At 68.7% G+C, this 13,743-nt stretch carries 12 protein-coding genes; 9 read left to right on the forward strand and 3 right to left on the reverse strand.

The features are described 5' to 3' along the window. Window positions 1-166: 166 nt before the first annotated feature. The 5 genes from ACF3M1_RS15860 (at window position 167) to ACF3M1_RS15880 (ending at window position 3,238) form a co-directional block, all read left to right on the forward strand. Window positions 167-1,030, forward strand: coding sequence for a lipid-binding SYLF domain-containing protein (locus tag ACF3M1_RS15860; protein WP_394005302.1), 864 nt, complete (start codon window positions 167-169; stop codon window positions 1,028-1,030). Window positions 1,031-1,108: 78 nt separating this feature from the next. Further along, window positions 1,109-1,330: a Sec-independent protein translocase subunit TatA gene (tatA, locus tag ACF3M1_RS15865; protein WP_394002263.1), complete on the forward strand. Its 222-nt coding sequence runs from the start codon at window positions 1,109-1,111 to the stop codon at window positions 1,328-1,330. 21 nt (window positions 1,331-1,351) lie between these two features. Next, complete coding sequence (gene tatB / locus ACF3M1_RS15870) at window positions 1,352-1,798, forward strand: Sec-independent protein translocase protein TatB (protein ID WP_394002265.1); 447 nt, start codon at window positions 1,352-1,354, stop codon at window positions 1,796-1,798. Continuing rightward, complete coding sequence (tatC, locus tag ACF3M1_RS15875) at window positions 1,782-2,543, forward strand: twin-arginine translocase subunit TatC (RefSeq protein WP_394002267.1); 762 nt, start codon at window positions 1,782-1,784, stop codon at window positions 2,541-2,543. The genes tatB and tatC overlap by 17 nt, the downstream gene beginning before the upstream one ends. Beyond that, the gene (locus ACF3M1_RS15880) at window positions 2,540-3,238 is read left to right on the forward strand and encodes an RDD family protein (RefSeq protein ID WP_394002269.1); all 699 of its coding nucleotides are present in this window, start codon (window positions 2,540-2,542) and stop codon (window positions 3,236-3,238) included. The genes tatC and ACF3M1_RS15880 overlap by 4 nt, the downstream gene beginning before the upstream one ends. Before the next feature lie 211 nt (window positions 3,239-3,449). On the opposite strand, the gene ACF3M1_RS15885 is transcribed toward ACF3M1_RS15880, so the two are convergent. The 3 genes from ACF3M1_RS15885 to ACF3M1_RS15895 form a co-directional block, all read right to left on the reverse strand. Then, on the reverse strand, window positions 3,450-4,385 hold the full coding sequence (locus ACF3M1_RS15885) for a hypothetical protein (RefSeq protein WP_394002271.1): 936 nt from the start codon (window positions 4,383-4,385) through the stop codon (window positions 3,450-3,452). 891 nt (window positions 4,386-5,276) lie between these two features. After that, a complete protein-coding gene (locus ACF3M1_RS15890; protein WP_394002273.1) occupies window positions 5,277-6,002 on the reverse strand; it encodes a glutamine amidotransferase in 726 nt (241 codons plus the stop codon). Between the two features lie 81 nt (window positions 6,003-6,083). Continuing rightward, entirely contained in the window at window positions 6,084-7,889 is a 1,806-nt protein-coding gene (locus tag ACF3M1_RS15895; RefSeq protein ID WP_394005303.1) for a GspE/PulE family protein, read from the reverse strand. A 115-nt stretch (window positions 7,890-8,004) separates the two neighbouring features. Here ACF3M1_RS15895 and glyQ point away from each other — a divergent pair, with 115 nt between their 5' ends. The 4 genes from glyQ to ACF3M1_RS15915 all read left to right on the forward strand — a co-directional run bounded on the left by glyQ (window position 8,005) and on the right by ACF3M1_RS15915 (window position 13,742). Continuing rightward, complete coding sequence (glyQ, locus tag ACF3M1_RS15900; RefSeq protein WP_394002275.1) at window positions 8,005-8,913, forward strand: glycine--tRNA ligase subunit alpha; 909 nt, start codon at window positions 8,005-8,007, stop codon at window positions 8,911-8,913. Then, window positions 8,910-9,155: a hypothetical protein gene (locus tag ACF3M1_RS15905; protein ID WP_394002277.1), complete on the forward strand. Its 246-nt coding sequence runs from the start codon at window positions 8,910-8,912 to the stop codon at window positions 9,153-9,155. Before glyQ ends, ACF3M1_RS15905 begins: the two co-directional genes overlap by 4 nt. After that, window positions 9,152-11,338 carry a glycine--tRNA ligase subunit beta gene (glyS, locus tag ACF3M1_RS15910; protein WP_394002279.1) on the forward strand — a complete coding sequence of 729 codons (2,187 nt, stop codon included), beginning with the start codon at window positions 9,152-9,154 and terminating at the stop codon, window positions 11,336-11,338. Before ACF3M1_RS15905 ends, glyS begins: the two co-directional genes overlap by 4 nt. Before the next feature lie 613 nt (window positions 11,339-11,951). Next, window positions 11,952-13,742: an autotransporter assembly complex family protein gene (locus ACF3M1_RS15915; protein ID WP_394002281.1), complete on the forward strand. Its 1,791-nt coding sequence runs from the start codon at window positions 11,952-11,954 to the stop codon at window positions 13,740-13,742. Window position 13,743 lies beyond the last annotated feature (1 nt).

Genomic DNA, 13,743 nt, shown 5'->3' on the forward strand with positions numbered 1-13,743 from the left:
GCATAGAATGGCAGGCGCCCGGCGCCTTGGGCAGGCCGGCGTGACGCTCGGGAACTCACCGGCGATTCATTCGACCGTCACTAGCCTGAACTCCGTTCGCCGCCTGCTGTCCGATTCCGTGCCCGACCCGCGGCACGTGCCGCCCCCTGGAGTCCGCATGACCACCATCCGTCGCCCCCGCGCCCTGCTGGCCCTCGCCCTCGGCGTCTCGCTCGCCGCCGGCTCCGCATTCGCCGGGCCGCGCGAGGACGCACGCGCGCAGAACGCCGTCCGCGTGCTCGGCGAGATCCAGGCGATCCCGGAATCCGGCATTCCCGACAAGCTGCTCGACGAAGCCCGCGCGATCGTCGTCATCCCCGACACCGTCAAGGCCGGCCTGATCATCGGCGGGCGGCGCGGCCACGGCCTGATGTCGGTGCGCACCGCCGACGGCACCTGGTCGAATCCCGCGTTCGTGCGCATCACCGGCGGCAGCATCGGCTTCCAGGCCGGCGTGCAGTCCTCGGACGTGGTGCTGGTGTTCCGCAACGAGCGCAGCCTGGAATCGATCGTCAACGGCAAGTTCACCCTGGGCGCCGATGCCGGCGTCGCCGCCGGTCCGGTGGGCCGCAACGCCGCGGCGCTGACCGACGGCCAGCTCAAGGCCGAGATCTGGTCGTGGTCGCGCGCACGCGGCCTGTTCGCCGGCGTCGCGCTCGACGGCGCGGTGCTGCAGATCGACGACGACGCCAACGTGGCCGTCTACGGCCCCAACACCACGCCGCGCGCGATCCTCGAGAACCGCGCCGGCCAGGCGCCTTCGAACGCGATCGTCGATTTCCGCGACCGCCTGGAAGAAGCCAGCGCCACCGCACGCGTCGCCCGCGGCGGCAGCGCCGTGCCCACCGCGCGCACCGCGACCAGCGCACCGCCGATCCGCGAGGTGCCCGAGGCGACGACGATTCCCGCGCAGCACAACGACCCGCGGCCGCAGGCCTTCGAGCCGGTCGACGACCAGCCCGCGACCGTCGAGCCGCTGCCCGAGTACTGATCGCACGGCCGCACGTGACCGGCCTGCACGGCCGCTTGCGGTATCCTCGCCGTCCACCCGACTTCACCGGTACCTGCCATGGGCAGTTTCAGCATCTGGCATTGGCTCATCGTCCTGCTCGTCGTCCTGCTGGTGTTCGGCACCAAACGGCTGCGCGGCGCCGGGCGCGATCTCGGCGAAGCGGTCAAGGGCTTCAAGAAGGGCATGCACGAGGACGAGACGCCCGAGCGTCTCGATGATCGTTCGAAGGATCCGGCCTCGACCGAGCGCTCGCGTCACGACGACAACGTGCCGCGCTGACGCGCGGCGTCTGTTGCACCGATGTTCGGGATAAGCACCGGCGAACTGCTGATCCTGGGGCTGATCGCGTTGATCGTGCTGGGCCCCGAGCGTCTGCCCAAGGCCGCCCGCTTCGCCGGCGTGTGGATCCGCCGCGCGCGTTCGCAGTGGTATTCGGTCAAATCCGAGCTCGACCGCGAACTGGCGGCCGAGGAACTCAAGCGAAGCGTCCGCGAGGCGCAGCAGTCGATCGCCGATGTCGGCACCCAGCTGCGCGATGCGGGCTCGCGGGTGCGCGAGGGCGTCGAGCAGGCCCGGCGCGAGACCGAGGACATGGTCGAAACCGCGCGACGCATGCCTGGCGAGCCGCCGCACGAGGCCGCCGCGCCGTTGCCCGACGGGGCGATCGCCGCCGACCCCACGACGCCACCGACGCCCGCGCCGTCCCCCACGCTTCCACAGGACCCCGGCGATGGCATTGCACGCTGAGGACGACACCGGCGACGGCAGCCTGATCGACCATCTGATCGAACTGCGCATGCGCCTGATGCGCGGCCTGGCCGGCACCGGCCTCGTGCTGCTGTGCCTGCTGCCGTTCGCCAACACGCTCTACGGCATGCTGGCCCAGCCGCTGCTCGACAAGCTGCCCGAAGGCGCGCACCTGATCGCGATCGAGGTCGCCTCGCCGTTCTTCGCGCCGCTGAAGCTCGCCTTCTTCACCGCGCTGGTGGTCACGATGCCGTGGCTGCTGTACCAGGCCTGGGCGTTCGTCGCGCCGGGGCTGTACAAGCGCGAGAAGCGCCTGGCGATGCCGCTGCTGGCGTCGGCAGTCGCGCTGTTCTACATCGGCTGCGCATTCGCGTTCTTCTTCGTGCTGCCGTCGGTGTTCCGCTTCCTCACCCTGGTGACGCCCGACGGCGTGGCGATGATGACCGACATCAACGCCTACCTCGACTTCGTGCTGGTGATCTTCCTCGCGTTCGGGCTGAGCTTCGAACTGCCCGTCGCGCTGGTGATCCTGGTGCTGATGGGCTGGGTGACCACCGACCAGCTGCGCGAGGCACGCGGCTACGCGATCGTCGGCGTGTTCGTGCTCGCCGCGATCATCACCCCGCCCGACGTGATCTCGCAGTTGATGCTCGCGATCCCGATGTGCCTGCTGTACGAGGCCGGCATCATCGCCGCGCTCCTGCTGGCACCCAAACCCGGATCGCTGCGCGACGAGCGGACATGAGCGGCGAGGTGATGCCCGCGCCGCTGACCCATCGCTATGCCGCCTGGTCGCTGGACGCCGCGGCCATCGCGCTGGTGGTGGCCGCGGCGCTGCATCGCCACCTGGCGGCCGGGCTGGACGCCTGCAGCCGCGCGCTCGATGGGCTCACCCGCGCGATGGCCGGCACCATGCAAGCCGCGCTCGACGCCGGCGCATCGCCGATGGCACTGGCGCAGTCCTGGCTCGGCGATCCCGCGCTGCACGGCGCGGTCGTCGCCCTGGCCGCGGCGCTTACCCAGTTGCTGGTGCTGCCAACGCTGGCATTCGCCCTGCTGTCGCTGGCCTGGTTCGCGGGCTTCGAGGGCGGTCGCTGGCAGGCGACGCCGGGCAAGCGCCTGCTCGGCCTGCACGTGATCGACGACGACGGGCTACCGCCCGGCCTCCTGCGCGCGGGCCTGCGCCACGCCGCGGGCCTGCTGTCGTGGCTCAGCCTCAATCTGGGGCACGCGCTCGCCGCGCTGCCGCCGCGCCATCAGGCGCTGCACGATCGGATCGCCGGCACGCGTGTGGTCCGCCGCGAGGCGCGGGCGCTGCCCGGGCCCGTGCGGCTCTGGCTGGCCCTGCAACTGCCGGCCGCCTTCCTGCTGCTGGCGCTGCTGATGCGCGCGGTGGACCGGAGCCTGACGCTCGCGCTCGACGCGACGTGGCCGCTGTGAGCCCGGGAAAGATCCGAACACGTCGGCGTTTGCTCGCCAGTCCCGCGGCTCTCAACGGACGCATGTCCGGTCAGGCGGGGGTTTCAACCGCCGCACGGCGGGTCATCCAGTGCCTTCGGGTTCAACGCTCAACGACGCGGGATTGACCCGCCGTTCGGCTGTTGAAAATCGCATCCGCTTTGGCGCAATGCCGGACGTGTTGAACGTCTCCCTACAGTTCGATCTGGCCCGGCGGTGATGCAGGGCCGGCCGTGTCGCTGTCGACCGGCGCGCAGATGTCGCGCCACATCGCATACATGACGCCGAACATCACGATGTAGAGCACCAGCAGCAGCGCCATGTACAGCGGCAGCACCAGCAGGCCGGCCAGCGCCGGATGCACCAGGCTGGCGACCACGCTGATCATCACCACGACGATGCCGAACACCAGCATCAGCGCGAAGCCGCCGGCCATCGCGATCGCCGCGACCACCATCACCGGCAGCACGTTCTTCAGCGCACCGGTCAGGCCGTCGCGGAACGCGGCCGTCACCGGACGGCCGCCGAGCGCGACCTGGGCCAGACCGATCGCGTAGACCGTGGCGAAGTAGATGCCCACCAGCAGGCCCAGCGCCATCAGCGGGCCGATGCCCGCCGGCGGCATCGGCATCTCGGGCGGCGATGCGGGCGAGCCGCCCTGGGCGCTCATTTCCTGCGACAGCGTCATCACTTCCAGATACCACTCCGGCACGCCCTCGCCGAACAGGCTGACCAGTGCGTAGAAGGTGACGATGTACAGCGCGCCCATCAGCACGCCGAAGCCGACCAGACGCCCTGCACCCGCGTCGGCGGAAAAGGTCGAGAACACGTCGGCCGGGCGCGCCGGGCGACCGCGCTCGACAGCATCGATCACCCGCATCACGCCGCCGATCAGCAGCGGATAGACCAGGATCGACAGCAGCGAGGTCGCGCCGATGACCGCCAGCTGCGCCTGCGCGTCGAGCCCGAACGCGACCTGCAGCACCAGCTGCAGCACGCTGGGCAGCAGCGCCAGCAACGCGACGATGGCGATCGCGCCGTAGACCGCACGGGGATTGCCGCGGCCCACGTTGACCGCCTGCACGAGCCACTTCCAGCCGTGGCCGGCCCCTACGTTCCGAATCGTCATTGCCGCGTCGTCCAGTCTCGGGATCGCCCCGCAGCGGACTGCCGCGAGGGGTGCTCATCGTACTGCATGGGGTCGCATGGCCGGCGGGCGACGGGGAGCGATTTGTATGGATATGGCGGCCGAATTGGCTGACTTCGGGCTATGTAATCTCCTGCTGCGCCTCCGACACCTGCTCCTGCTCAGGCTTTGGCTTTGGCTTTGGCTTTGGCTTTGGCTTCCAGCCTTTGACGTTCGAGCCGTAAAGCGAGCCGAGCACCGGAGCCTGACGCGGCCGGAGAGCAGCCCATGTCTGAGCGAAGCGAGTTTGGGCTGCGTGCCGCGTCAGGGGAGGCGCACAGGGGACCGATGCGGCCTCATCGCATCGGCGAGTGTCCGGCGATGGCGGTTTGACTCGCGCCTTCGGCACTCGCCCTTCGGGCCGGCTTCGCCGTTCGCCAGCGCCTTCGCGCTGTCGTGCTTACTTTTGACAAGACAAAAGTAAGCCGCGCGAACAGCGCGGAAGCTCTGTTCTTCGCGGATCATTGGAATCAAGCACCAGCGGTGAACGAAGCGAAACAACGCAAGTGCACGGCTTTCGCCCGCTTGCGCGTGCGAGTTCCTTTTTGACGGACCAAAAAGGAACCAAAAAGTCCCTTCGCCGGACGCGATCCGCCGCATGAAGCCGCGGCGGGCCCCTGTGCTTCTCGGGCGACGGGGCACGCAGCCCAAACTCGCTGCGCTCAAACATGGGCTGCTCTCCGGCCCCGCCGCCCTGCGATGCTCGGCTCGCTTTACGGCTCGAAAAATCAAGACCAACAGCAACAGCAATAGCAACAGCAGAAGCAGCAAAAGCGAAGCCGAGTCGAATCCGAAGGTAGACACATCGATGCCTGCGGCGCACGCCGCGGCACATCAGGTCCGCGGCACGGCCTCCGCCATGCGCACGAACCGCTGCAACACCGCGCGCGCATCCGGTGCTGCACGGACGGCGGCCACCAGCGCCACCGGATCCGCACCTTCCCGGTACAACGGCCCCGAGCGCGCACGGATGTAACCGCGCATGTGGGTGGCACTGAATTCGGGATGGAACTGCACGCCCCAGACCCGATCGCCCCAGCGGAAGGCGTGGTGGGGCTCGAGCGCGGACCGTGCGAGGATCACCGCGCCTTCGGGCAGGCGCAGCACGCTCTGCAGGTGCGTGGTCTGGGCCAGGAACTGCGCGGGCGCGACGGCGAACAGCACATCGTCGCCGGCGGCCTGCGTGATCTCGATCGGGTACGTGCCCATTTCGCGGCCGCGTGGGTTCTCACCCACCTCGCCGCCCAGCGCGTGCGCGATCAACTGGTGGCCGTAGCAGATGCCGAACAGCGGCACGCCCCCATGCGCTGCCGCGCGCAGCCATTCGGCACTGCGTTCGCTCCAGTCCGCGCGCTCGGTGACCATCGCGCCCGAGCCGGTGACGATGACACCCGCGTAGCGCCCGGAGTCCGGCAAGGCCGCACCGCGTTCGACGTCGACGACCTCGACATCATGGTGCGACAGCCCCGCCGCGACCCGGATCCAGTGCGGGAACGTGCCATGGCGACGCATCGTGGGCACCGGCTGGCCGGTTTCGATGATGAGGAACGGACGGGTCATGCAGGCGTTCGCAGCAGGAGGACGCGGCAGCTTAGCGGCTTGCACCGCCTGCCGGAGCGCGCGCGTACGAACGCCCGCCCCTCACTCCTGCGGCGGCAGCACCGTCATCACTTCCTCGATGGTGGTCAGGCCCAGCGCGACCTTCTCCGCGCCGGCCATGCGCAGCGTGCGCAGGCCGGTGCCGACGGCGGCGCGGCTGAAGCCGGCGAGCTCCATGTCTGCGCGGATCATCGCGCGCAGCGGCGCGGTCATCGTCATCAGTTCGTAGATGCCGAGCCGGCCGAAGTAGCCGGTATTGCGGCATTCGAGACAGCCGACCGGGCGGCAGGCCGTGGTCGGCGGCGGCAGGTCGCTGGCCGGGCCGACCAGGGCGCGCCAGCCTTCCGGATCGACGGCCTTCGGCTGCTTGCAGTGCGTGCACAGCGTGCGCACCAGGCGCTGGGCGAGCACGCCGTTGAGCGTGGACGCGATGAGGTAATGCGGCAGGCCGAGATCGAGCAGACGGGTGATCGCCGACGGCGCGTCGTTGGTGTGCAGCGTCGACAGCACCAGGTGACCGGTCAGCGAGGCCTGCACCGCCATCTGCGCGGTGTCGAGGTCGCGGATCTCGCCGATCATGATGATGTCGGGGTCCTGGCGCAGCAGCGTGCGCACGCCCTGGGCGAAGGTCAGGTCGATCGCGTTGTGGACCTGCATCTGGTTGAGCTCGACCGCCACCATCTCGATCGGGTCCTCGACGGTGCAGACGTTGACGTCGTCGGACGCCAGCTTCTTCAGCGTCGAATACAGCGTCGTCGTCTTGCCCGAGCCGGTGGGGCCGGTGACCAGCACGATGCCGTGGGGGCGCTGCACAAGGTCGCTCCACGCACTCGCTTCGCCGGCGTCGAAGCCGAGCTGCTCGATCGGCTTGAACGCGGTGTCCGGATCGAAGATGCGCATGACCACCTTCTCACCGAACGCGGTCGGCATCGTCGACAGGCGCATCTCGACTTCACGTCCACCGGGCGAACGCGTCTTGATGCGCCCGTCCTGCGGACGCCGGCGCTCGGCGAGATCCATGCGACCCAGCACCTTGATGCGGCTGACGGCCGCGGTCATCACCGGCGGCGGCATCTCGAACACCTTGTGCAGCACGCCGTCGATGCGGAAGCGCACGCGGCCGATGTCGCGCCGCGGTTCGAGATGGATGTCGGACGCGCGCTGCTCGTAGGCGTACTGAAGCAGCCAGTCGACGACGTGGACGATGTGGTGGTCGTCGGCGTTGACGTCACCCGAGCGGCCCAGTTCGACCAGTTGCTCGAACGACGGCGCCTCGGTGCTGCCATCGCGCATGTCCTTGGCGCCGCGGATCGACCGCGTGACCCCGAAGAACTCCATCGTGTAGCGGTGCAGGTCCAGCGGGTTGGTGACGACCAGCTCGATCTCGCGGCGCAGCAGGCGCTGGATGTCGGGCAGCCAGTCCACTGCCATGGGCTCGCTGGTCGCGATGCGCGCACGGGTCGGCGTGACTTCGACCGGCAGGATGCGATGCCGGCGCGCGTAGGCATGCGAGACGAGATCGGTGACGTCGGCCACCGAGATCTTGGTCGGATCGATGCGCAGATATGCGCGGCCGCTCGCGCGCGCCAGCCATTCGGTCAGCGCTTCGAGACCGAGTTCGCTGCCTGGCCGCTGCACCGATGGCAGCTTGAGATTGGCCAGCAGGACCAGCGGATGCACCGCATCCAACCCGCGGGTGGCCCGGCCGCCGACACGGGCACGTTCGGCATCGGCCGGCGCGAGCAGGCCGTCGGCGACCAGACCATCGACGATCGGGTCCAGCGTCACCCGGCCCGGGGGCAGCCGCGAGGCCGAGGCGAACGGCGCGCGGGGCAGTGCGGACAGCAGCGGCGCGCGCGTCTCGTTCAAACCGGCTTCTCCAGGGCGCCGCGCCGCGGTGCGCGGCGGGGTGCGGGGCGTGGACAGCTATACTAGCGCGCCGCCGCAGACGCGCTTTTTTCCGATGACCGGACCGACGTTCCAGCAGCTGATCCAGACGCTCAACGCCTACTGGGCGAAGCAAGGCTGCGTGCTGATCCAGCCGCTCGACCTCGAGGTCGGCGCGGGCACCTTCCACCCGGCGACGTTCCTGCGCGCGCTCGGCCCCGAGCCGTGGAACGCGGCCTACGTGCAGCCCTGCCGCCGTCCCACCGACGGCCGCTACGGCGACAACCCCAACCGCCTGCAGCGCTACTACCAGTACCAGGTGGCGATGAAGCCGAACCCGGACAACATCGTCGAGCTGTATTTCGACTCGTTGAAGGAACTCGGCATCGACCCCGAGGTGCACGACCTGCGCCTGGTCGAGGACAACTGGGAATCGCCGACGCTCGGCGCCTGGGGCCTGGGCTGGGAAGTCTGGCTCAACGGCATGGAGGTCACGCAGTTCACCTACTTCCAGCAGGCCGGTGGCCTGGAGTGCAAGCCGGTGCTCGGCGAGATCACCTACGGTCTCGAGCGCCTGTGCATGTACCTGCAGAACGTCGACAACGTGTTCGACATCGTCTGGACGCACGGCCCCGACGGCACGCCGGTGACCTACCGCGACGTCTACCACCAGAACGAGGTGGAGCAGAGCGCGTACAACTTCGAACACGCGGATGTGGCCGAACTGTTCCACCGCTTCGATGCCTGCGAAAAAGAAGCGCTGAAACTGGTCGAACTGGGCCTGCCGCTGCCCGCCTACGAGCAGGTGTGCAAGGCCAGCCACAGTTTCAACCTGCTCGATGCGCGCCGCGCGATCAGCGTGACCGAGCGCCAGCGCTACATCCTGCGTGTTCGTACGCTGGCCCAGGCGGTGGCGAAAGCCTATGCCGCGCAGCGCGAGGCGCTGGGGTTTCCGGGGCTGAAACGCGCCGGTGAAGCGGCATGACCGAGACGCTGGGCGGGTTCGTCGTCCTTCTGTTCACCGCGCCCGCCGCGTTCGCGTTCTTCGCCGCGTACTGGGCCCAGCAGACACGGCGCAATCCCTGGCTCTGGTTCTTCTTCGGACTGATCCTGATGCCCGTCGCCGGCGTCGTGCTGCTGATGCTCAACGGCGAACGCGGACGCCGCGACATCCCGACTGGCGAGGATCTCAGCCAGCATCTTTCGATTCGGAACGACCTGCCATGACCGCCTCACTGCCCCTGCTGATCGAACTCGGCACCGAAGAACTGCCGGTCAAGGCCCTGCCCGGTCTGGGGCAGGCGCTGTTCGACGGCGTGCTCGCGGCGCTGGACAAGCGCGGCGTCGCCGTCGACCGCGGTGAGGCGAAGCCGCTCTACACGCCGCGCCGCCTTGCGGTGCTGCTGCCGGGCGTGGCGACCGAGCAGCCCGAACAGCGTTCGGAAGTGCTGGGCCCGTATCTCAACATCGCGCTCGATGCCGGCGGCAATCCGACGAAAGCGCTGCAGGGCTTCGCGGCGAAGGCCGGCATCGAGTGGACCGCGCTCGAGAAAACCAGCGACGCCAAGGGCGAGCGCTTCGTGCATCGCGCGGTGACGCCGGGCGCGACGACCGCCGCGCTGCTGCCGGATGTGCTGCGCGAGGCGATCGCGGCGATGCCGATCCCGAAGCCGATGCGCTGGGGCGCGCATGCTTATGCGTTCGCACGGCCGGTGCACTGGCTGGTGCTGCTGCACGGGGAGAGCGTCGTCGACGCCGGGCTGTTCGGCGTGCGCAGCGGCCGCACGAGCCGCGGCCATCGGTTCATGCACGACCGCGCCGTCGAAATCGCCGCGCCGGGCGACTACGTCGACGCCATGCGCGGTGCGAAGGTGCTGGTCGACGCCGACGCGCGGCGCGCGGCGATCGTCGCAGCCGTCGAAGGCGCGGCGCGCCACGCGGGCGGCGATGCGCGCATCGAAGCCGACAATCTCGAGCAGGTGAACTGCCTGGTCGAATGGCCCAGCGCGATCGCCTGTGCGTTCGAGGCCGAGTTCCTTGCCGTGCCGCAGGAGGCGCTGATCGCCACGATGGAGGCGAACCAGAAGTTCTTCCCCGTGCTGCGCGATGGCCGACTCACCGAGCACTTCATCGCCATCGCCAACATCGAATCCAAGGATCCGGCCGAGGTCGCCAAGGGCTACGAGCGCGTGATCCGCCCGCGCTTCGCCGACGCCAAGTTCTTCTTCGACGAGGACCTCAAGCAAGGTCTGTCGGCGATGAACGACGGGCTGAAGACCGTGACCTACCAGGCCAAGCTGGGCAGCGTCGCCGACAAGGCCGCGCGCGTCGCTGCGCTCGCCGACATCATCGCGCCGCAGGTCGGTGTGGACGCCGCACTCGCGAAACAGGCCGCATTGCTGTCGAAGGCCGATCTGCAGTCGCGCATGGTCAACGAGTTCCCGGAACTGCAGGGCATCGCGGGTCGTTATTACGCCAAGCAGGACGCTGCGCTCGCCAGCCTGGCCGACGATGACCGCGCTGCGCTCGCGAACGCACTCGACGAAGCCTGGCAACCGCGTTTCGCCGGCGACGATATCGCCCTCTCGAAGCTTGGCAAGGTGCTGGCGATCGCCGAGCGTCTCGATACGCTGGCCGGCGGCTTCGCGGCGGGCCTCAAGCCGACCGGCAACAAGGATGCGTTCGCGCTGCGGCGGAATGCGTTGGGATTGGCCCGGACGTTGATCGAGAGTGGGTTTGATCTGAATATCCACGCTTTCATCAGTTCTGCGCTCGACGCTTCGGTGATCCAGAGTGCATTAGCCGAAACCCGTAGGAAGGACGGACCCGATACTCAGAAACATGCGACTCAGGGAATGACTGAGGCCGAACAGCAGAATTGGTTTACTCATATTTTTGCGAACGATCTCTACGACTTCATCCTCGACCGCCTGAAGGGCTACTACGCCGACAAGGGCGTGACCGTGCAGCAGTTCAACGCCGTCGCCGCGCTGCGTCCGAACTCGCTCTACGACCTCGACCGCCGCATCGACGCCATCGGCACCTTCGCCGCATTGCCCGAAGCGGCCGCCCTCGCCGCCGCCGACAAGCGCATTCGCAACATCCTGCGCAAGGCCGACATCGAGATCCCGGCCACCGTCGATCCGGCGCTGCTGCGCGAGCCGGCCGAGGCCGCGCTGGCCGAGGCCGTGGAGGCGGTGCATGCCGAGACCGGCCACGCGCTGGTCCACGGCGACTACGTCTCGGTGTTGACCCATCTGGCGCGCCTGCGCCCGCAGGTCGATGCATTCTTCGACGGCGTGATGGTCAATGCCGACGATGCCGCGTTGCGCGCCAATCGGCTTGCCCTGCTCAAGCGGCTGTCCGAGCGCCTGGGCAGCGTGGCCGCGATCGAGCATCTGTCGAGCTGAACCGTCGGAAGGCGCCGGCACATCGCCGGCGCGCGGCCGCACGGTCGCGCCGTGGCTGTCGCTGATTCCGGCGCACGCGGGAATCAGATCGGCTCTCCGGACGCGCAAAGTCACTGGATTCCCGCGTTCGCGGGAATGACGGCTCCGGGGGCGGGCGGCCACGCACGGGCGTCGCGGACAGGTCGTTCACTCTGCGCCGCCTGCGCGCCGGGCCTTCGCCTCTGTCGCGTTGCGCCCTCAGTCCATCATTCCCGCGTGGACGGGAATCCAGCACCGTTGCGTCGTCGCCACGCCGGCCCGTGGATGACCGCATCGGCAGAAATGACGGTCGTGGACGCCACCGCTAACGAGAGAACCCAGGCGCACGCTCGCTCACCACGTCCCGCAGGCCGCGTCTTTGCCTCTTGTTGCATGACACGCCCATCCCGTCATTCCCGCGGCTTCCAACGGACGCATGTCCGGTCAGGCGGGAATCCAGCGCCGTTGCGTCATCGCCATGCCGGGTGCACACATTCCTGCGCGCGTGGATACGACGGCCGTGGACGCCTCAGCTGGCCGCATCACGCCGTCGCCCGTTAATCGAGTCTTGACGTCGCTCCGGTATCCTCGCGCGATGCCTCGTGTCCACGTGTGTCTCGCCGCCGCCCTCCTTCTGTTGTCGTCGGCCGCGGCGCAGGCCGCGCGCGTCGAGCGTGTCGAGATCGTCGGTCTCGACGAGGAGATGACCGAGAACGTGCGCGTGTCGCTCGCGCTGTACGACGCGATCGGCCGCGACATCTCCGGCCGGCGCATGGCCTATCTGCTGCGCGAGGCCGAACGCGAGACGCGGCGGGCGCTCGAGCCCTTCGGCTACTACTCGCCGACGATCGACGTGCAGCGCAACCGCGAGGACGATGTGGTCTCGGTGCGCGTGGTCGTCGATCCCGGCCAGCCGGTGCGCGTGCGCAACAGCGACATCGCGATCATCGGCGAGGGTGGCCAGGACCGGTATCTGGCCCGCGACGTCGGCCGCTTCCTGCCGAGCGAAGGGGCGGTGTTCAACCACGCCGAATACGAATCCAGCCGCAACCAGCTGAGCCGGCGCCTGGTCGAACGCGGCTATTTCGATGCCGAATTCGCCTCGCGCCGGGTCGAAGTCACGCGCGCCGATTTCGCCGCCGACATCGACGTGGTCTGGACCAGCGGCGACCGCTACAACATGGGCCCGACCACGTTCGAGCAGACGCCCGAGCAGATCGTCAACGACAGTCTGCTCGAGCGGCTCATCTACTGGCAGGAAGGCAGCTACTGGCACCAGGGCCGTATCGACCGGCTGCGTTCGTCGCTTGGTCGCCTGGACTATTTCTCCAATATCGACATCGAGCCGCAGGTCGACCAGGCCAACGAACGTCGCGAGGTGCCGGTCAAGGTGACGCTGACGCCCGCCAGGCGCAGCATCTACACCTCGGGTGTGAGCTACGGCACCGACAGCGGCGCGGGCATACGCCTGGGCGTGGAGCGGCGCTACGTCAACATGCGCGGCCACAAGGCGCTGGCCCAGGTGGACTACGCGCAGCGGCGCAAGACCGCCACGGTGCAGTACCGCATCCCCGCATTCGCCTGGCTCGACGGCTGGTACACCACCAGCCTGCAGTTCGCCGACGAACAGACCGACTACGTCGATAGCCGCCGTGTGGAACTGGTCGGCAGCCGCAACGGCCAGTACAACGAATTCCTCAATCTGATCGCCTCGATGCACGTACTGCGCGAGCGCTGGCTGTTCCGCGAGGCCGACGATGGCGAGGGGGCGTTGGCTCCAGTGCAGTACCGGTACGCGACGTTCGCCTATCCGTCGCTGCGCGCCGAATACATCGACGTCGACGACCGGCTGTTCCCGCGCGCCGGCATCGGCGGTTCGCTGCTGCTGCGCGGCGCCGTCGAAGGCGTCGGCTCCGACGCCTCGTTCGGGCAGATCCACGCACGGGCCAGCTGGTTCCGCGGCATCGGCGAGTCCAACCGCCTGATTGTGCGCGGCGAGATCGGTCACACCTTTACCAATGCGTTGGTGGACATGCCGCCGAGCCTGCGCTTCTACGCCGGTGGCGACCGCAGCATCCGCGGCTACAACTTCCGCGAGGTCAGTCCGCGTATCGACACCGATTTCGGTCGCTACTCGGTGGGTGCCAAGAATCTGGTCACCGCGAGCGTCGAGTTCGAACGCTATTTCACCGATACCATCGGCGCGGCGGTCTTCGTCGACAGCGGCGACGCCTTCGACGGCTCCTCGCCGCAGTGGCGCACGGGCGTGGGCATCGGCGCCCGCTACAGGTCCCCGGTGGGACCGCTGAAGTTCGACATCGCGCGCGGTCTCGACAATCCCGATTCGACATTCACGATCGGCCTGTCGATCGGCGCGGAGTTCTGAC

Source organism: Luteimonas sp. WGS1318, assembly GCF_043187535.1.
Classification (GTDB): Bacteria; Pseudomonadota; Gammaproteobacteria; order Xanthomonadales; family Xanthomonadaceae; genus Luteimonas.

What these genes read in the sequence shown, in the direction of transcription:
- ACF3M1_RS15915 (WP_394002281.1), top strand. Translation starts at nt 11,952, where the DNA reads ATGCCTCGTGTCCACGTGTGTCTCGCCGCCGCCCTCCTTCTGTTGTCG.
- tatB (WP_394002265.1), top strand. Translation starts at nt 1,352, where the DNA reads ATGTTCGGGATAAGCACCGGCGAACTGCTGATCCTGGGGCTGATCGCG.
- ACF3M1_RS15890 (WP_394002273.1), bottom strand. Translation starts at nt 6,002, where the DNA reads ATGACCCGTCCGTTCCTCATCATCGAAACCGGCCAGCCGGTGCCCACG.
- tatA (WP_394002263.1), top strand. Translation starts at nt 1,109, where the DNA reads ATGGGCAGTTTCAGCATCTGGCATTGGCTCATCGTCCTGCTCGTCGTC.
- tatC (WP_394002267.1), top strand. Translation starts at nt 1,782, where the DNA reads ATGGCATTGCACGCTGAGGACGACACCGGCGACGGCAGCCTGATCGAC.
- ACF3M1_RS15880 (WP_394002269.1), top strand. Translation starts at nt 2,540, where the DNA reads ATGAGCGGCGAGGTGATGCCCGCGCCGCTGACCCATCGCTATGCCGCC.
- ACF3M1_RS15905 (WP_394002277.1), top strand. Translation starts at nt 8,910, where the DNA reads ATGACCGAGACGCTGGGCGGGTTCGTCGTCCTTCTGTTCACCGCGCCC.
- glyQ (WP_394002275.1), top strand. Translation starts at nt 8,005, where the DNA reads ATGACCGGACCGACGTTCCAGCAGCTGATCCAGACGCTCAACGCCTAC.
- glyS (WP_394002279.1), top strand. Translation starts at nt 9,152, where the DNA reads ATGACCGCCTCACTGCCCCTGCTGATCGAACTCGGCACCGAAGAACTG.
- ACF3M1_RS15885 (WP_394002271.1), bottom strand. Translation starts at nt 4,385, where the DNA reads ATGACGATTCGGAACGTAGGGGCCGGCCACGGCTGGAAGTGGCTCGTG.